The 18,446-nt window shown below is 66.7% G+C and carries 14 protein-coding genes; 12 read left to right on the top strand and 2 right to left on the bottom strand.

Translation table 11 applies throughout. The annotated features are described in order from the left end of the window. Nucleotides 1-3: 3 nt before the first annotated feature. On the top strand, nt 4-1,470 hold the full coding sequence (locus B4920_RS19455) for a Ni/Fe hydrogenase subunit alpha (protein ID WP_079436344.1): 1,467 nt from the start codon (nt 4-6) through the stop codon (nt 1,468-1,470). Then, nucleotides 1,433-1,966, top strand: coding sequence for a hydrogenase maturation protease (locus B4920_RS19450; protein ID WP_254050997.1), 534 nt, complete (start codon nt 1,433-1,435; stop codon nt 1,964-1,966). Before B4920_RS19455 ends, B4920_RS19450 begins: the two co-directional genes overlap by 38 nt. 15 nt (nt 1,967-1,981) lie before the next feature. Here B4920_RS19450 and B4920_RS19445 read toward each other — a convergent pair whose 3' ends face one another. Next, entirely contained in the window at nt 1,982-2,488 is a 507-nt protein-coding gene (locus B4920_RS19445) for a hypothetical protein (RefSeq protein ID WP_079436342.1), read from the bottom strand. 493 nt (nt 2,489-2,981) lie between these two features. Then, nucleotides 2,982-3,608: a response regulator gene (locus B4920_RS19440; RefSeq protein ID WP_079436341.1), complete on the bottom strand. Its 627-nt coding sequence runs from the start codon at nt 3,606-3,608 to the stop codon at nt 2,982-2,984. A gap of 533 nt (nt 3,609-4,141) precedes the next feature. On the opposite strand from B4920_RS19440, the gene B4920_RS19435 reads away from it, so the two are divergent. From B4920_RS19435 to B4920_RS30550, 10 genes are all read left to right on the top strand, one after another. After that, a complete protein-coding gene (locus tag B4920_RS19435) occupies nt 4,142-7,603 on the top strand; it encodes a PAS domain-containing protein (RefSeq protein ID WP_161493345.1) in 3,462 nt (1,153 codons plus the stop codon). Between the two features lie 22 nt (nt 7,604-7,625). Continuing rightward, nucleotides 7,626-9,131, top strand: coding sequence for a PAS domain S-box protein (locus B4920_RS19430; RefSeq protein WP_079436339.1), 1,506 nt, complete (start codon nt 7,626-7,628; stop codon nt 9,129-9,131). Next, on the top strand, nt 9,128-9,766 hold the full coding sequence (locus B4920_RS19425) for a response regulator transcription factor (RefSeq protein ID WP_079436338.1): 639 nt from the start codon (nt 9,128-9,130) through the stop codon (nt 9,764-9,766). The genes B4920_RS19430 and B4920_RS19425 overlap by 4 nt, the downstream gene beginning before the upstream one ends. A gap of 389 nt (nt 9,767-10,155) precedes the next feature. After that, the gene (locus B4920_RS30555) at nt 10,156-11,346 is read left to right on the top strand and encodes a methyl-accepting chemotaxis protein (RefSeq protein WP_079436337.1); all 1,191 of its coding nucleotides are present in this window, start codon (nt 10,156-10,158) and stop codon (nt 11,344-11,346) included. A gap of 10 nt (nt 11,347-11,356) precedes the next feature. Then, a complete protein-coding gene (locus tag B4920_RS19415; RefSeq protein ID WP_079436336.1) occupies nt 11,357-11,725 on the top strand; it encodes a response regulator in 369 nt (122 codons plus the stop codon). 28 nt (nt 11,726-11,753) lie between these two features. After that, nucleotides 11,754-12,062, top strand: coding sequence for a lipid asymmetry maintenance protein MlaB (locus B4920_RS19410; RefSeq protein ID WP_079436335.1), 309 nt, complete (start codon nt 11,754-11,756; stop codon nt 12,060-12,062). A 2-nt stretch (nt 12,063-12,064) separates the two neighbouring features. Then, a complete protein-coding gene (locus B4920_RS19405) occupies nt 12,065-14,218 on the top strand; it encodes a chemotaxis protein CheA (protein WP_079436334.1) in 2,154 nt (717 codons plus the stop codon). 36 nt (nt 14,219-14,254) lie between these two features. Further along, complete coding sequence (locus B4920_RS19400) at nt 14,255-15,898, top strand: methyl-accepting chemotaxis protein (protein WP_079436333.1); 1,644 nt, start codon at nt 14,255-14,257, stop codon at nt 15,896-15,898. A 34-nt stretch (nt 15,899-15,932) separates the two neighbouring features. Further along, nucleotides 15,933-16,466, top strand: a complete 534-nt coding sequence (locus B4920_RS19395; protein WP_079436332.1) for a chemotaxis protein CheW — start codon at nt 15,933-15,935, stop codon at nt 16,464-16,466. A gap of 35 nt (nt 16,467-16,501) precedes the next feature. Then, on the top strand, nt 16,502-18,442 hold the full coding sequence (locus B4920_RS30550; RefSeq protein WP_254050996.1) for a methyl-accepting chemotaxis protein: 1,941 nt from the start codon (nt 16,502-16,504) through the stop codon (nt 18,440-18,442). Nucleotides 18,443-18,446: the final 4 nt, after the last annotated feature.

Here is an 18,446-nt window from a genome sequence, read left to right as displayed (position 1 = left end):
ACCATGAGCTTCGAACTGGAAACTGCCGCCAACCGGGAGAGCCTGCGCCGGGTTGCCATTGACCCCGTATCGCGGGTCGAAGGCCACGGCAAGGTCACGCTGCGACTCGACAACGCCGGCCATGTGAAGGAAGCACGGCTGCACATCGTCGAATTCCGCGGCTTCGAGAAATTCATCCAGGGCCGCCCTTACTGGGAGGTGCCGGTGATGGTGCAGCGCCTGTGCGGCATCTGCCCGGTCAGCCACCACCTGGCCGCGTCCAAAGCCCTCGACCCGGTGGTCGGCGCCATGCAGATCCCCCCCACCGCCGAGAAGATCCGCCGCCTGATGCACTACGGCCAGATCCTGCAGTCCCACGCACTGCACTTCTTCCACCTGTCCTCACCGGACCTGCTGTTCGGCTTCGAGTCGCCGGTTCAGCAGCGCAACATCGTCGGCGTCGCCGCCGCCTATCCCCACGTGGCCAAGGAAGGCGTACTGCTGCGCAAGTTCGGTCAGGAGGTCATCCGCGTCACCGCCGGCAAGCGCGTGCATGGCACCGGCGCGATCCCCGGCGGCGTGAACAAGTCGCTGAGCACGGACGATCGCGACCTGCTGCGCAAGGACGCCGACCAGGTGGTGAGCTGGAGCCGCGACGCAGTGCACCTCGCCCGCCGCCTGCATGAAGCCAACGGCCCGCTGTACGACGAATTCGGCCTGTTTCGCAGCCACCTGTTCAGTCTGGTGCGGGCCGACGGCGCGATGGACCTCTACGACGGCCACCTGCGCCTGCGCGACGCCCGTGGCCAGATCGTCCGCGACGGCCTGCCCTGCGCCGACTACGAGCAGTACATCGTCGAGGAGGTGAAGCCCTGGAGCTACATGAAGTTCCCCTTCATCCGCGAGCTGGGCCCGGCCAAGGGCTGGTACAAGGTTGGCCCGCTGGCCCGTGTGCAGAACTGCGACTTCATCCCCAGCCCGCTGGCCGAAGCCGAACGCCAGGACTTCATCGCCCGCGGCGACGGCGAACCGATCCACGCACCGCTGGCCTACCACTGGGCGCGGATGATCGAGATGCTGCACGCCGCCGAAGTGGTGCGCGACCTGCTGGACGACCCGGACCTGCTGTCCGACGACCGCCTCGCCAGCGGGCCGAAAGGGCGCGAAGGCGTCGGCATCATCGAGGCACCGCGCGGCACGTTGATCCACCACTATCGCGTCGGCGAGGACGATCTGGTCAGCTACTGCAACCTGATCGTGTCCACCACCCACAACAACCAGGCCATGAACGAAGCCGTGCGCCAGGTCGCCCGCCGCTACCTGGACGGCCGCCAGCTCACCGAAGGCCTGCTGAACCACATCGAGGTGGCGATCCGCGCCTTCGACCCCTGCCTGTCCTGCGCCACCCACGCCCTTGGCAAGATGCCGCTGGCCGTCGAACTGGTGGACGAGGATGAGTGCCTGGTGGATCGGGCCGTCAGCGGGGGCTGAAGCCATGGCCTTGGTGGTTTTCGCCATCGGCAATCCGTCGCGGGGCGACGATGCCCTCGGCCCGCGCCTGATGGCCGAACTGGAAAGCTGGAATCTGCCGGACGTAAGACTGGTCAGCGATTTCCAGCTGCAGATCGAACATGCCCTGGACCTGGACGACCGGGATCTGGCGCTGTTCATCGATGCGGGCACCGGTACGCCGGCCCCCTACTCGTTCCGGGAGATCCATCCCGCTCCCGATCGCTCGATCAGCTCCCACGCCCTCTCGCCGGAAGCCGTGCTGCACGTGTATGAGGAGATCCGCCGGCCGCCGCCCCCGGCCTTCGTACTATGCGTGCGTGGCGAAGATTTCCAGCTCGGCGCGGAGCTGAGTGGAATTGCCGCAGCCCACCTGACGGCGGCCCGGAATCACTTGCTGGACTGCCTGGCGACCATCGACGTGGCTTACTGGCGTCAGCGAACTGGGCTAGTGCAGGTTTCGGGAAAACAGGGCTAAGGGAAACGACAGAAACTACGCCCCGGCATGCAGCGTGGCCGGCTCCCGCCGGCAGGCATATTCGCGAAGCAGGATGGCAATCGCCCGTGCCGCTTCGTCAGGCAACACAACGCTGCCCCGCAACTGGGCTGCCAGCACCAGGCTGCCCCCCTCGTTCGCACCAGCGCAATCGCGCACCAGCAACAACTGGTCGCAGGGCACCTCATGCCAGGCCGGCGAGCGCGTATCGATGGCAATGCTCAGTGCGTCCTTCGTCGACGCCAGCCAGCCGCGGATTTCATTGGCGAATGCCGCGCAGGACAAGATCCGCTCCGACTCCCCGCAACGGCCAAAACCGCTGGCCCACACCAGTTCCTCCTGAAGGCTGGAGCCGTCCGGACTCAGGACCCCGATGGCGATCCGTTCCGCATCGAGGGCACGCAGCAACTGACGCAGCGCGCGCAAACTGGCAAAACGCGCATCGTTCAGATGACGCACCAGCGCCGCACCGGTAATGGCCGCTTCGGAAACAGGGTCACCCACGGGCAACCTCATCGGACAGGTTCATCGACTCCCCTGGTCACCATTCATCAAGCGCGGTACCTAGACGGTCCGCAGCACCGGCCATACCTCACCTGCACATGAGCAGGAACACGGGACGTGGCACCATGAAGCTTACACAACAACGACAAAAGCATAAACACAAAATATATCATTATCGTTAAATTCTACCGCACAAACAGAATCGTCACATAAGATCCTGACATATACATCCACTTTCGTACCGTCAGGCAACAACACGGTCACAGCATCAACACATCGCGAGGCCCGCACCTTGATCGATTTCAATTCCCGACGAACAGGACGAGATCCAGCCCGCGACGACAACCACCGGGACGTCGACAGGTTGCAGCGGCACCCGCCGCACATCCCGCGGGTCAGCGCTCAAACAAAGGCAACGCCAAAAAGATCGGCCCCGGCAGCGCTGGTCTGCCGGGGCCGATCAATTCTCGGTCACACTACGGGAGGGACTTGCTCAGGCCCCTCGTCCGCGCCGCTGCAAGGCCATGATCTTGGCCTGCACGTAGCCCTTGAGCTCGCGGAAAGGAACCGGCTTGGAATAGAGAATGACGTCCGGCGGCAAGCCGCCTTGCTCAGCGATGTCGTCGTCGGTCAGACCACTGACCACCACGATGTCGAGATCCTGCAGCTGGGGATCGGCGCGCAGCCGGCGGATCATCTCGAAACCGTCGATGCCAGGCATGCGCAAGTCGGTGATCAGCAGATCCGGTGCCTCCCGGCCGATCTCGAGCAGACCGTCGATCCCGCTGGACACCAGGCGCACCTGGAGAGGCAGGCCCCATGACGAGAAGGTGTGCTCATAGAGCTTTTGCAGAATGCGGTCATCCTCCGCGACCAGCACCTGGAGCGCACTGCCCGGCGCACGGCTCTGCTGCCCCTGCCCGCCCCCCGCCATCGAGCGGGCGCGGAATTCCTCGATCGAACTGACGCGAATCCGACGGTGCCCCCCCGCAGTCTTCCAGCCCTCAAGCTGGCCGTTCTCGACCATCTGCTGAACGGTCCCCAAGGACAAGCCCAGTCGCTGGGCTGCTTCGGAGGTACTGCAATATTCCTTTTCAGGGGATTCGGGCGTAGCGGCCATGGATCAGTCGGGCAATACGAATGGCGGTTGCAAACGATCTTATCAGTTTAGCCGGACATGACGAAAAGCTCACGATCTATGCGCCACAATTGGGCGTAGGATCGCCAGTCCGCGAGGATTGAAGAGATCACCTAAAAAAACGTCGTCCCCATGCAAGTGCCATTCCAACCTCGACATTTCGCCGTTGTCATGTCAAAGGCGCAGCCGGGCATCCTGAATGAGGCGCGCGGTCAGATGAGGGGCACGGGCACGAAGGCATTGAAAAGACTGACTTTGTCACGGTTGAAGCGGCAGTTTCGAATACTTGCCGAGGCTCATTCGCAACAAAGCCGCAGAATTATGACCCACTTGTCGACGTTCACAAAATCACCGTGCGGAAAGCGGCCACTTTTGCCGGTCTCCTGTGCAGGTGGTAGTCTGCGACCCCTGCGACCAAGGATGGATACCCGAGTGTGCTAGTGCATGCAGATCGACGCGGCTGGACGGGAGCACTTTCCGGCCTGATGCTCGTTGCATGGAGCACATACCTGAGCGTGGGGTCCTCCGTCCTGGGCTCTCCCGGCAGTACGGCCCTCATCGGCTTCGTGCTGGCGGGTGCAGGATTGCTCATCGCCAACACCGCATGCCCACGGCAAAGGGCATGGCAAACCCTGCTGGCCGTCGCCCTCGGCACCCTGGCCATCCTGAGCCTGATTCGCGCCCTGCAGACGGCGCCTCCGGCGGCAGACCTGCCATCACCGACCAGCGCCGTCGCACTGCTCCTCGCCGCGGTCATCCTCGCCGGCCTCCCGAGAGCCCGCAGCCCGTTCTCCCACATCGCCCTGCAGTTGCTGCTGCAGTGGCTATGCCTGCTGATCCTGCTCGGCGCTGCCGCCCAGGTACTGAACAGTGTCGTCGGTTTCGACCTGTTCGACTTCGGCGGACGGCACCTTGCGCTGGACTGGGCATCGGCCTTCGCCCTGGCAACGCTCTCCGTAGGGCTCGGCCGGACCCTGCTGCAGCTCACGGGTCTGCGCAACTTCTATCGCCATCGCCAGGATCGACAGGTGTTCGCCGTAGGCAGCTCGATGCTGTTGATCGCCGCCATCGCCGCCTGGCTGATCGGCGTGAGCACCTTTGCCGGCCAGACCCTGTCCCTTTTCCGGCACACCCTGCAATCGGCCCTGGGGGCCAACATCAGCGTCCTGCGCAACACGATCCATCACGCCACCTCGATCGCCGAACAAGGCCTCCAGCTGACCCGCCTGGAAAACCTTGTCCGCCTCGGCATCGGTGGTCCGGTACTGCACGCCGAACTACAACGCATCCTGAACGCCGGCCAGAGCTCGGGCCTGAAAGCCCTGTGGGTCACCGGCAGGGACGGCCGGACGCTCGCCGCCACCGGCGCCCGTTCCACCATCGAGCGCAACCGCATGCGCATCGACCGTCGCACCTGGTTATTCTGGAACGAGGCCTATTGGGTTGAAGTGCGCGTCCCGGTTGGCGCCGACACGCCGGCCCCCTACGAAATCATCGTCCAGGTACGCCTGGATCATCTCGCCGACGTTCTCAACGATACCGACACCCTTGGCCATTCCGGAGAACTGGTCGCCTGCAAAGCCAGTGGCGCGCATGCAGACTGTTTCCCGACCCGCCTGACCCCCTACGTATTCACGACGCTCAAGGTGGTGAACGGCGAGCGAATTCCGGTCGCCCGCGCCCTGGACGGGGAGTCCGGCTTCGGTCTCGCCCGCGACTACCGGGGACATGCCGTCCTTGCGGCTTATGCACCACTGCCCGAATTCGGCCTGGGCATCGTGCAGAAGCTGGACACCGGAGACATCCACGACCTCCTGCTCGAACAACTGCGGATCTCCGCGCTGCTGACCGGCGTCCTGGTACTCGCCGGCTCCCTCTTCCTGTACAGCCGCATCAGCCCTGCCGTCAGCAAGCAGGCCCGCACCCGCCTGCATCTTGACGAGGCCCAGCGCATCGGACGCATCGGCAGTTGGGAATACGACATCGCCCGCGGCACCCTGACCTGGGCTCAAGACGCCGCCGAGGTACTCGGGCTCGGTCCGGCCGCAGACCTGTCCACCATCGACGCGATCTTCAGGCACATCCCCCCAGAACAACACCCGGAGGTCAGACTGGCCTTGGGGGCGACACTCAACGGCGGCGTCCCGCTGGACATCAATCACCAGTTCATCCTGCCGGACGGCAGCCGCCGCTGGGTCCACGTGCAGGGGAAGGTGTTCCGCCGTGCCGATGGCACGCCACGCAACGTGATCGGCGTCACCCACGACATCACCGAACACATCCGCGCCGAAGACAAGATCCGCCGCCGCGACGCCTTCCTCAACGAAGCCCAGCGCATCGCCCATCTGGGCAGCTGGGAATGGCGCCTCGATACCGACGAGCAACTGTGGTCCGACGAGTGTTTCCGGCTGTTCGGCCATGAACCGAACGAAACAGTGGCAAGCCTGGAGCACTTCAAGAGCCTGGTCGTTCCGGAGGACCTGCCTGCCGTACTCGAACAAATCAACACCGTCATCGCCACCCGTCAGCCGTGCACCTACCAGATGCGCATCCGCCGCCCGGACGGCGAGATCCGTTACCTGGACTGCCACGCCGAGATCACGGCCGACGTCGACGGGCGCCGGCAACGTCTGATCGGCACCAACCTCGACATCACCGAACAAGTCCTGGCCAAGAAGCGACTGGCCCACCTGGCGCGCCTCTACGCCGTACTCAGCAAGGCCAACCAGGCTATCGTGCGGATCCGCGACAGCGCACAGTTGCTGCAGGCCCTGTGTCGCATCATGGTCGAGGACGGCGGCCTGGCGATGGCGTGGACCTGCCGCATGGAAGGCGGCAAACCGACTCAAATCACCCACTGGGGCCACGAGGACGGCTACATCGACGCGACCCTGGCCATCTACGAAGTCCTGGCCGACGGCCAGGGCCCCACACGGCGAGCGATCCGCGAAGGCCGCCATGTGCTGTGCGACGACATCGCCACCGACCCCAACCTGGCCCCCTGGCGTGGCCTCGCCCTGAGCCGCGGCTATCGCTCGTCGGCGGCCTTCCAGATCCGCCACCAGGACGAAATCACCCTCATCAATCTGTACGCGCCGGAAGCCCATTTCTTCACCGCCGAGATCGTCGCCCTCCTCGACGACCTGTGCCAGGACCTGGCCTTCGCCTTCGACGCGGCCCACCAGAACGCCCAGCGCCAGAAGGCCGAGGCCGAACTGCGCCAGCTCAACGAAGAACTGGAATGGCGGGTCGCCGAACGGACCCGCGCCCTCGAGGACGTCAACCGTGAGCTGGAATCCTTCAGCTCAGCCGTCTCCCACGACCTGCGCGCACCGCTGCGCAGCATCGACGGCTTCAGCCAGGCCCTGCAGCGCCGCCACCAGGGCCAGCTCGACGAGGCCGGCCGCGACTATCTCGACCGGGTACGGCGCGCCGCCCAGCGCATGAGCCGACTCATCGACGACATGCTCAAGCTGTCCCGCGTGAGCCGCGGCCCCGTGCGCCGGCAGCGGGTGGATCTGAGCGCACTCGCGCGCCAGATTCTCGACGAACTGCAACGCAGCGATCCCGACCGCCCGCTCCAGACCCAGATCGAAGACGGGCTCGTGGTTTTCGGCGACGCCGGCCTGCTGCGCATCCTGCTCGACAACCTGCTCGGCAATGCCTGGAAATTCACCCGCCCGACCCCGCAGCCGCTGATCCGCTTCGGCTGCCGGACGGAAGAAGAACGCCGGGTCTTCTTCGTCGCCGACAACGGTGCCGGCTTCGATCCCACCTACGCCCGCAAGCTGTTCAAGGAATTCCAGCGCCTGCACCCGGAAAGCGAATTCGAAGGCACCGGCATCGGCCTCGCTACCGTCGAACGAGTCGTCCGCCGCCACCACGGCAAGGTGTGGGCGGAAGGCGCCGTCGGTGCCGGGGCGACGATCCACTTCACCTTGCCGCAGCGGGAAAGCCCAAGGGACAATAAAGCCTGATGCCACGCCACCGCCAACCTTCATGAGCCCACCCGCCCGTCTGCACGTCCTGCTGGTCGAAGACTCCCCCGACGATGCCGACCTGATCCTGCTGGAGCTCGAAATGCACTGGCCGGACATCGTCGTCCAGCGGGTCGACAACGAAGCCCGCATGCGCGAGGCGCTGGCCACCCAACCGTGGGACGTGGTGATTTCCGACTACCACCTGCCGCAATTCAGCGCCACCGCGGCCCTCGGGCTGCTGTGCGAACTGGGCTGCGACCTGCCCTTCATCGCCGTTTCGGGTTTCGTCGGAGAGGAATCCGCCGCCGCCCTCATCAAGGCCGGCGCCTCCGACTTCGTCGTCAAGGACAACCTGCCGCGCCTGCAGCCCGCTATCGAGCGGGCCCTGCGCGAGGCCGCCATCCGGCGCGACCACGAACACGCCCAGGAGGCTCTGCGCCTCAGCGAGAAGCGCCTGCGCGCCATCACCAACGCGGTCGGCGAAGCCCTGTTCGCCACCGACGCCCGCGGTGCGCTGCTGTGGATGAACCCCGAAGCCGAGCGCCTGCTCGGCTGGAGCGAGGAGGAACTGCTCGGCCAGCAGATCCACTTCATCATCCACCGCGCCGCCGCCGACGCGCCGCCGTCCGACCCAGCCTGCTGCGGCACCCTGCTGGCACTGCGCAGCGGCCAGACCCAGCGCATCGAGGACGACATCTACCTGCACAAGGACGGCACGCCGGTGCCGGTGTCCTTCGTCGCCACGCCGCTCATCGAAGACGGCCGCATCGTCGGCGCCGTCAGCGCGGCCCAGGCCATCGGCGCCCGCAAGCAGGTCCAGCAGGAACTGCGCGACGCCCGCCGCCGCTCCCAGGAACTGTCGGCCCACCTGCAATCGGTACGCGAGGAAGAACGCACCCACATTGCCCGCGAGTTGCACGACGAACTCGGCCAGATGCTCACCGCCATCAAGATGGACGCCGCCTGGCTGCGCGCCCGCCTGCCCGCCGATGCCCAGCCCCTGCACGACAAGCTCACCGACATGAAGCGCCTGATCGACGACACCGTCGACTGGGTGCGCCGCATGTCGTCCGAACTGCGCCCGGTGATGCTCGACGACCTCGGCCTGCGCGACGCCGTCGAATGGTTCCTCGAAGGTTTCGGCCACCGCCACGGCATCGACTGCCAGCTCGACGCCGCCGCGGCCGAAGACCTGCAGACCGACAAACCCCGCGCCACCGCGGCCTTTCGCATCATTCAGGAATGCCTCACCAACATCGCCCGCCATGCCGCCGCCAGCCGCGTGCTGGTCACCCTCGAACGGGACACCGACGCCATCGAGATCGCCGTCAGCGACAACGGTAAAGGTTTCGACCCGGCCACCGCCGGTACCCGCTCGTCCTTCGGCCTGCTCGGCATCCGCGAGCGCGCCGAAGCCCTCGGCGGCAGCTGCGAAATCCGCAGCGCACCCGGCCACGGCACCACCATCGCGGTACGCCTGCCCCTCGGCGAATCCGCTCCAGACGACAAGGACAGCCCCCGATGATCCGTCTCATGCTGGCCGACGACCACAGCATCGTCCGCACCGGCCTCAAGCAGGTCCTCAGCGACGCGCCGGAATTCACGGTCTGCGCCGAAGCCGCCACCGGCGACGAGGTCATCACCCAGGTCCGCCAGGCGCCGCCCGACCTGCTGCTGCTCGACATGTCGATGCCCGGCCGCAGCGGCATCGAGCTGATCAAGCAGTTGAAGAGCGAGTACCCCCGGCTGCCGATCCTGGTCCTCAGCATGCACAAGGAAGAGCAGTACGCCGTCCGCGCCATAAAGGCCGGCGCTGCCGGCTACCTGACCAAGGAGCACGCCGGCGAGGAACTCATCGGGGCGCTGCGCAAGGTCGCCGGCGGCGGCGTCTTCATCAGCCCGGCCGTCGCCGAGCGCCTGGCCCTCGAATACAGCGCCCGCCACAACGAACTGCCCCACACCACACTGTCCGACCGCGAATACCAGATTTTCCAGATGATCGTCGCCGGCGCCACCATCACCGCCATCTCCGAACGCCTGTCCCTCAGCGTCAAGACCGTCAGCACCCACAAGTCGCGCATCCTGCAGAAGATGGGCATGAGCAGCAGCGCCGAGCTGATCCACTACGCCATAGAACACCAACTCGTCGAATTGCGCTGAAGCGGCGGCGGGCGAATGAATTCGCCCTCACAGACGTCCGCCCCCACAGCCCCGCCGCAGGCGTCTGCTCCGCGGCATCCCGCTGAAATCCCTCCCTTCCCCCCGCTCGCCCTAGGAATCCTCCTACACGCGACCGGTCGCTTCCGACAAAAACTTTAAGCCTCCGCCGATATTCGCCAGCAGCGGCGATCGGCACCATTGCGTCCGTAATCCAGGCGCATGACGGTGGCCCCCAATCCGACCGGCAGATGCGCGCAGATAAATTCAGCACGGCATCCATTCCCTGCGGCAGCGCAGGCGGCGGATCCACCCGAGGAGAGCCCAGCAATGACGGTCAGCGGACACATCGACAGCGCGCCCACCAGCCGCCTTCACGCCGGAGCGCGGCCATGACGCGCCTCGCCGCCTCCCCGCTGCTGGCCCTCGGCGCCGGCCTGCCCGGCGCCGTCGCCGTGGCCGCGGTCGGCGCGCCCGCCTGGCCGACCTTCGTCGCCGCAGGCGCGGCGCTGCTGGTCGGCGGCGGCATCGGCTGGGCGATCCGCCACGGCCTGCGCCAGGACGCTGCCAGCGCAACCCAGCAACTCCATCGCCAAACGGAAACGACCCAAGTGGAAAAACTGACGCCCTACGTGGCCAGCCTCGACCAACTGGCCGAACGCCTGTTCCCCCTGTGGAGCCGCCAGATCGAGAGCGGCCGCTCCCAGATGGAAAGCGCCGTGGTCGGCCTGACCCTGGCCTTCTCCGCCATCGTGGACCGCCTCGACGTGTCGGTACGCACGGCCGACGCGGCCTCCGGTGCGGCCGACGGCCAAGGCGGCCTGCTCGGCGTGTTCACCCGCAGCGAAACCCGCCTGCAATCCCTGATCGAATCCCTGCAGACCGCCAACCGCCACAAGGAAGAGATGGTCTCCGAAGTGAAGCGCCTGCAGCAGTTCATCGTCGAACTGCAGAAGATGGCGGTGGACGTGGCCGGCATCGCCGACCAGACCAACCTGCTGGCCCTCAACGCGGCCATCGAGGCGGCCCGCGCCGGCGAAGCCGGGCGCGGCTTCGCGGTGGTGGCCGACGAAGTGCGCAAACTGTCCGGCCAGTCCAAGACCACCGGCGTCAACATGGGCACCGCGGTGGATGCCATCAGCAAGGCCATCGCCACCGCCGTCGCCAGCGCCGAGAGCACCGCCGTCAATGACGCCCGCGCGCTGCAAGCCTCGGAGGATGCCATCGGCGAAGTGCTCGGCGGCTTCCGCGGCATCATCGACGGCCTCGTCGAGTCCAGCCACACGCTGCGCAACGAGAGTGCCGGCATCAAGTCCGACGTCTCCGACGCCCTCGTCCAGCTCCAGTTCCAGGACCGGGTCAGCCAGATCCTCAGCCACGTCCGCGACAGCATCGACGCCCTGCCCGCCCAGTTGGCCGCCAGCCACGCCGACGTCGCCCACGGCGGCTGGCCGCAGCCCCTGCCGGTGGACCGCATGCTGGCCAGCCTGTCCGGCAGCTACGCCACCGCCGAAGAACGCCAGATCCACGCCGGCGGTGGCACTGCCGCCGGCGACGACCCGTCAGAAATCACCTTCTTCTAGGAGTACATCCATGGCTAAAACCATTCTCGTGGTGGACGATTCCGCCTCCCTGCGCCAGGTCGTCAGCATTGCCCTGAAGGGCGCCGGCTACGACGTGGTCGAAGCGTGCGACGGCAAGGACGCCCTCGGCAAGCTCGACGGCCGCAAGGTCCATCTGGTCATCAGCGACGTGAACATGCCCAACATGGACGGCATCACCTTCGTCAAAGAGATGAAAAAGCTGCCCAGCTACAAGTTCACCCCCGTCGTCATGCTGACCACCGAAAACCAGGAAGCCAAGAAGGCCGAAGGCCAGGCCGCCGGCGCCAAGGCCTGGATGGTCAAGCCCTTCGCCCCGGCGCAAATGCTCAACGCCGTCTCCAAGCTGGTCCTGCCCTGAGCAGCCGGCCGGCATCCAGGAAAGCGCCATGAGCCTCGACATCGCCCGGGACGACGGACAGACCCGCGTCCGCTTCAGCGACGAGCTGAACATCTACACCGCCGCCGCCGTCCGGGACGCCCTGCTGGCCCTGCCGGCGGACGCCCCCCCCTGCCGCCTCGACCTGGGCGACGTCATCGAAATCGACTGCGCCGGCCTGCAGCTGGTGCTGGCCGCCCTGCGCAGCCTGCCGGCCAGCACCCTTGAACGCTGCAGCGCGCCGGTCCGCGACAGCCTCACCCTGTGCGGCTTCGAGGCGCTGCTGCCAGCCGCCGACCCCTCCAGCGGAGAGCAATGAACATGGACATCGATCAGGCCATCCCGACCTTCCTCCTCGAAGCCCGCGAACTGCTGGAGCAGATGGAGGACGGCCTGCTGCAGATCGAGAACGGCGAGGGCGACGGCGAGACCGTCAACGCCATCTTCCGTGCCGCCCACACCATCAAAGGCTCCGCCGGCATCTTCGGCTTCGACGAGGTGGTCGGCTTCACCCACACCGTCGAGAACGTCCTCGACCGCGTACGCGGCAACGAACTCGCCATCGACCGCCCACTGGCCGAACTGTTGCTGGCCAGCGGCGACCATATTGGCACCCTGCTCCAGCGCGTCGCCGACAAAGCCCACGGCCACGACCCGGTGGTCAACGCGATCGGCCACGACCTGCTCGGCCAGCTGGCCCGCTTCACCACTGCCAGCACCCTGCCGGTCCCCGTCGCCGCCGCAGCAGCACCTGCTGCCGCCCCCACCGCGAGCGGCAGCGACGACAGCGCCGTCACCGGCAACTGGCATGTTTCCCTGCGCTTCAGCCACGAAGTCCTGCAGCACGGCATGGACCCGCTGTCCTTCATCCGCTATCTGGGCAGCCTCGGCGACATCGAGGGCATCGTCACCCTGCAGGATGCGCTGCCGGCCCTCGGCGAGCTGGACCCGGAGACCTGCTACCTGGGCTTCGAACTGAGCCTGAAGAGCGAAGCCAGCCACGCCGACATCGACGGCGCCTTCGACTTCGTGCGCGACGACGCCACCATCCACATCCTGCCGCCCCACAGCCCGCTGCGAGCCTACGCCGACATGCTGACGGCGCTGTCGCCGGAGCCGGCCAGCCTCGGCGAAGTGCTGGTGCGCTGCGGCACCCTCGAGGCCGCCGAGCTGGAACGGGCCCTGGCGCCCGCCCCTGTCGCGACGACCGCCCTGGTGCCCGTCATCGCCGACGACGCGCCGGCCCTGCCCACCCTCATCGACGCGCCCCCCGCGGCCGGCAGCAAGCCGGCCCGCGACAGCGGCCGCGCCAAGACCCTGCGCGTGGATGCCGACAAGCTCGACCAACTGATCAATCTGGTCGGCGAACTGGTCATCGCCGGCGCCGGCGCCAACATGATCGCCGGCCAGCTGAAGGCCCGCCGCATGCTCGAAGCCACCGCCACGATGGCGCGCCTGATCGAGGAGGTCCGCGACAGCACCCTCAACCTGCGCATGGTGCAGATCGGCGAGACCTTCAACCGCTTCCAGCGCGTGGTGCGCGACGTGGCCCGCGACCTGGGCAAGGACATCCGTCTGGTCATCAACGGCGCCGAAACCGAGCTCGACAAGACCATGGTCGAGAAGATCGGCGACCCCCTGATGCACCTGGTCCGCAACGCCATGGACCACGGCATCGAGGCCGCCGAGCTACGCGTGGCCCGCGGCAAGCCGGCTCAGGGCACGATCCGCCTCGACGCCCGCCACGACTCCGGCGGCGTGCTGATCGAAGTCAGCGACGACGGCAACGGCCTCAACCGCGAGCGCATCCTGAAGAAGGCCGTCGAAAAAGGCCTCGTCAGCCCCCAGCAGAACCTCGCCGACGAAGACGTCTACAAGCTGATCTTCGCCCCCGGCTTCTCCACCGCCGAGCAGCTCAGCAACATCTCCGGGCGCGGCGTCGGCATGGACGTGGTCAAGAAGAACATCGAGGCTCTGCACGGCAGCATCGAGATCGACAGCATCGAAGGCCAGGGCAGCACGATGCGCATCCGCCTGCCGCTGACCCTCGCCATCATCGACGGCTTCCTGGTCGGCGTCGGCGACGCCTCCTTCGTGATTCCACTGGATCAGGTGGTCGAGTGCATCGAACTGCCTGCCGGCGAGCGCCAGTCCGGCCAACGCCGCGACTACCTCAACCAGCGCGGTCAGATCCTGCCTTACGCCCGCCTGCGCGACGCCCTAGATCTGCCGGCCGGCAAGGACGGGCGCAACACCGACCGCAACCTGGTGGTCGTGCAGTACGGCGGCAAACGCGCCGGGCTGGTGGTGGACAGCCTGCACGGCGAGATCCAGACCGTCATCAAGCCCCTCGGCCGCGTCTTCAGCCGCGTCCAGGGCATCAGCGGGTCGACCATCCTGGGCAGCGGCGCGGTCGCCCTGATCCTCGACGTTCCGCGCCTCATGCAGCAAGTCACCGACCGCGCCGCCGCCTGACCCCTCATTTCCTGAATTCCCAGCCGGAGAACATCCATGTTCAGCAATCTGAAAATCAGCCAACGCCTGGCCTTCGGGTTCGGGCTCGTCCTGGTCCTGCTCGTCGCCATCGTCTACACGGGCACCACCCGCATGATGACCATCAACGACAGCGTGCAGCAGATCACCGCCGTTTACAACGAAAAGACCCGCGTCACCAACGCCATGGTCGATAACCTGCGTGACTCGGCGATCGCCCTGCGCAACCTGCTGCTGAGCCAGGACGATAGCGTCACCAAGACCGAGACGGCCCGCCTCGAAGCCCGCAAGAACAGCTACATGGAAGGCGAAGCCGAGCTGGACAAGCTGCTCGCCGCCAACGCCAGCGACGAGGAGCGCGCCCTCGCCGCCAAGATCAAGGGCCTCGCCCAGACCGTGCTGCGCCTGCAGGTCCAGGTGCTCGACACCGCCCGCCAGGGCCGCATGGCGGAAGCCACCGCGCTCCTGTTCAAGGAAGTCCGCCCGGCCCAGCGGGAGTGGCTGGACAGCCTGGCCAAGTTCGTCGACGAGGAGACCAAGGCTACGCAGATCGCCGCCAAGAAGGCCAGCGAAACCTATGATGCAGCCCTCACCAGCATGCTGGTGCTGAGTGCCATCGCGATTGCAATCGGGATTGCACTGGCGGTCACCGTAACCCGCTCGATCACCGGCCCGCTGGCCCAGGCGGTGGGGATCGCCCGTGCCCTCGCCAACGGCGACCTGACCACCCGCATCGAGGTAAACCGCAAGGACGAAGCAGGCCAGCTGCTGCAGGCCCTGCACGACATGGTCGACAAGCTGTCCGACATCATCGGCCAGGTACGCAGCACCGCCGACAGCCTCGGCAGTGCCTCCGAAGAGGTCTCGGCCACCGCCCAGAGCCTCTCCCAGGCCACCAGCGAGCAGGCCGCCAGCGTCGAGGAAGTCTCCGCCACCGTCGAGCAGGCCTCCGCCTCCATCAACCAGAACAGCGACAACGCCAAGCTCACCGACAGCATGGCCTCCAAGGCCGCCGAGGAAGCCGCTTCCGGCGGCGACGCGGTGTCCCAGACCGTTGCCGCGATGAAGGAGATCGCCGACAAGATCGGCATCATCGACGACATCGCCTACCAGACCAACCTGCTGGCCCTCAACGCCGCCATCGAAGCGGCCCGCGCCGGCGAGCATGGCAAGGGCTTCGCCGTCGTCGCCGCCGAGGTGCGCAAGCTGGCCGAACGCTCCCAGGAAGCCGCCCAGGAAATCGGCGAAGTCGCCGGCAGCTCCGTGCGCCTCGCCGACCAGGCCGGCCACCTGCTGCAGGCCATGGTCCCGGCGATCCGCAAGACCTCCGAGCTGGTCCAGGAAATCGCCGCCGCCTCCGAGGAACAATCCGGCGGCGTCGGCCAGATCAGCACCGCCATGCACCAGCTCAACCAGGTCACCCAGCAGAACGCCTCCGCCTCCGAGGAACTGGCCGCCACCGCAGAAGAAATGAGCGCCCAGGCCGAGCAGCTGCAACAGCTGATCCAGTTCTTCAAGACTACCGGCGCAGCGCCGAGCCTGCGTCAGCAACCCCGCGGCGAGAAAAACAAGAAGCGCGTGCTCGCGAAGTCCGACAACCTTCAAGCCGACCTGGCCGTTGCCGGTGCCGGCCTGTCCCCGCAGGACTTCGTCCGCTTCTGAGCGGCATACCCCGCCCCCCCAACGGAGACACCGCATGCAACCCAGACACGATAACGCCGGCGCCCCCGCGCACGCCGCCGAACGGGAGCAGTACCTCACCTTCAACCTGAGCGGCGAACTGTTCGCGATCGGCATCCTGTCGATCCGCGAAATCATCGAGTACGCCCAGCTCACCCAGGTCCCGATGATGCCGCGCTACATCCGTGGGGTCATCAACCTGCGCGGCTCGGTGGTGCCGGTGGTGGACCTGCTGGCCCGCTTTGGCCAAGGCCTCACCGAACCCAAGCGGCGCACCTGCGTGGTGATCGTCGAGGTGGACACCGAGGATGGCATCCAGCAGCTCGGCGTGCTGGTGGACGCCGTCAACGAGGTGCTGGAGATCCCCGCCACCGACGTGGAGCCGCCGCCTTCCTTCGGCGTGCATATCCGCAACGAGTTCATCCGTGGCATGGGCAAGATCGGGGAGCGCTTCGTGATCCTGCTTGACGTGGCCCGCACCTTCTCGGTGGAAGAGCTGGCCGGCCTCGCCTCGGTGGCTGCCAGCGAACCCGAAACCCTGGCCGCCTGAAGCGCGGCCCCCGACGCCCACAAGGAACGACCGTCATGCAACTCAAGTCCTGGAAGGACATGGCAATCGGCAGCCGCCTGATCGCGGTACAAAGCGCGCTGTCCCTGCTCATGGTGCTACTCCTCGCGGGCGTCATCGGCCACTACGCCGAACGCTATCTCGAGGATCGCGGCATTGCCGAGATGCAGCGCACCACCCAGCGCCTGCTCGACATGATCGCCACTGCCGACGACAGCCTGCGCCTCGGCATGGAACGCAATCTGGCCCTCTACCGCGCGCCCTACAACGGCCCGATGAGCGTCGATGCCAGCCATCTGATCCCGTCCGGCAGCCAGCAGCTTCCGCAGCTGAAGAGCGGCAGCCTGGTCCTCAACAACGACAACGAGGCCGCCGACCGCTTCAGCGCCCTCACCGGCCTCGTCGCCACCATCTCGGTGCGCCAGGGCGACGACTTTTTCTTCGTCGCCAGCTCGGGCAAGGACGCCAGCGGCGTGCGCAACACCGGCGCCCGCCTCGACCGCAAGCACCCGGCCTACGAGCGCCTGCTGCGCGGCGAAACCTATGCCGGCCCATCCAAGCGCGACGGCATGTTCAACTACGCCTACTATCAGCCGATCAAGGATGCCCGCGGCGCCATCATCGGCGCCTACGCCATCGGGATGAACATGACCGACGGCATGAAGAGCCTGCGCGAGAAGTTCCTGAGCATGAAGATCGGCGACACCGGCTACGCCGCCGTGCTCGACAACAGCTTCGATCCGGGCATGGTCTATATCCACCCCGCCGCCGAGGGCAAGAACATCCTCAGCGCCAAGGACTCCAGCGGCCGCGAGTTCATCCGCGAAGTCCTCGCCAGGAAAAAGGGCACCACCTTCTATCCCTGGCTCAACAAGGAACTCGGCGAGACCGAGGCCCGCGAGAAGGTTGCCGTGCATGATGTGTACGCCCCGTGGGGCTGGGAGATCATGGTCACCACCTACCGCGACGAATTCACCCGCGAATCCCGCGAGTTGGCGGCGGTGATCCTCGGTGGCACCGCGCTGCTGGTGCTGGCCCTCAATGTCGTGCTCTACGGCATGATCCGCCGCCTGGTGCGCCGCCCGCTGCAGCAGGCCGTGAGCACAGCCCAGGTCATCGCCCGCGGCGACTTCACGACCCGCATCGAAGTCCATGGTCAGGACGAAGCCGGCCAACTGCTGGCCGCCCTGCGCGACATGAGCGAGAAACTGTCCGACATCATCGGCCAGGTACGCAGCACCGCCGACAGCCTCGGCAGTGCCTCCGAAGAGGTCTCGGCCACCGCCCAGAGCCTCTCCCAGGCCACCAGCGAGCAGGCCGCCAGCGTCGAGGAAGTCTCCGCCACCGTCGAGCAGGCCTCCGCCTCCATCAACCAGAACAGCGACAACGCCAAGCTCACCGACAGCATGGCCTCCAAGGCCGCCGAGGAAGCCGCTTCCGGCGGCGACGCGGTGTCCCAGACCGTTGCCGCGATGAAGGAGATCGCCGACAAGATCGGCATCATCGACGACATCGCCTACCAGACCAACCTGCTGGCCCTCAACGCCGCCATCGAAGCGGCCCGCGCCGGCGAGCATGGCAAGGGCTTCGCCGTCGTCGCCGCCGAGGTGCGCAAGCTGGCCGAACGCTCCCAGGAAGCCGCCCAGGAAATCGGCGAAGTCGCCGGCAGCTCCGTGCGCCTCGCCGACCAGGCCGGCCACCTGCTGCAGGCCATGGTCCCGGCGATCCGCAAGACCTCCGAGCTGGTCCAGGAAATCGCCGCCGCCTCCGAGGAACAATCCGGCGGCGTCGGCCAGATCAGCACCGCCATGCACCAGCTCAACCAGGTCACCCAGCAGAACGCGGCGGCCTCCGAAGAGCTGGCCGCCACCGCGGAAGAAATGAGCGCCCAGGCCGAGCAGCTGCAACAGCTGGTGGCCTACTTCCGCACCGCGCCGCCCGCCGGCCACTCCCAATAAGATA

This window comes from Zoogloea sp. LCSB751, from assembly GCF_002028455.1.
GTDB lineage: Bacteria > Pseudomonadota > Gammaproteobacteria > Burkholderiales > Rhodocyclaceae > Zoogloea.
Note: the sequence above shows the minus strand (reverse complement) of the source record. Positions and strands in the feature narration are given on the sequence as shown.

Coding starts and splice junctions, on each gene's coding strand:
- B4920_RS19430 (WP_079436339.1), top strand. CDS start 7,626: ATGAGCCCACCCGCCCGTCTGCACGTCCTGCTGGTCGAAGACTCCCCC.
- B4920_RS19405 (WP_079436334.1), top strand. CDS start 12,065: ATGGACATCGATCAGGCCATCCCGACCTTCCTCCTCGAAGCCCGCGAA.
- B4920_RS30555 (WP_079436337.1), top strand. CDS start 10,156: ATGACGCGCCTCGCCGCCTCCCCGCTGCTGGCCCTCGGCGCCGGCCTG.
- B4920_RS19425 (WP_079436338.1), top strand. CDS start 9,128: ATGATCCGTCTCATGCTGGCCGACGACCACAGCATCGTCCGCACCGGC.
- B4920_RS19440 (WP_079436341.1), bottom strand. CDS start 3,608: ATGGCCGCTACGCCCGAATCCCCTGAAAAGGAATATTGCAGTACCTCC.
- B4920_RS19455 (WP_079436344.1), top strand. CDS start 4: ATGAGCTTCGAACTGGAAACTGCCGCCAACCGGGAGAGCCTGCGCCGG.
- B4920_RS30550 (WP_254050996.1), top strand. CDS start 16,502: ATGCAACTCAAGTCCTGGAAGGACATGGCAATCGGCAGCCGCCTGATC.
- B4920_RS19450 (WP_254050997.1), top strand. CDS start 1,433: ATGAGTGCCTGGTGGATCGGGCCGTCAGCGGGGGCTGAAGCCATGGCC.
- B4920_RS19415 (WP_079436336.1), top strand. CDS start 11,357: ATGGCTAAAACCATTCTCGTGGTGGACGATTCCGCCTCCCTGCGCCAG.
- B4920_RS19395 (WP_079436332.1), top strand. CDS start 15,933: ATGCAACCCAGACACGATAACGCCGGCGCCCCCGCGCACGCCGCCGAA.
- B4920_RS19400 (WP_079436333.1), top strand. CDS start 14,255: ATGTTCAGCAATCTGAAAATCAGCCAACGCCTGGCCTTCGGGTTCGGG.
- B4920_RS19410 (WP_079436335.1), top strand. CDS start 11,754: ATGAGCCTCGACATCGCCCGGGACGACGGACAGACCCGCGTCCGCTTC.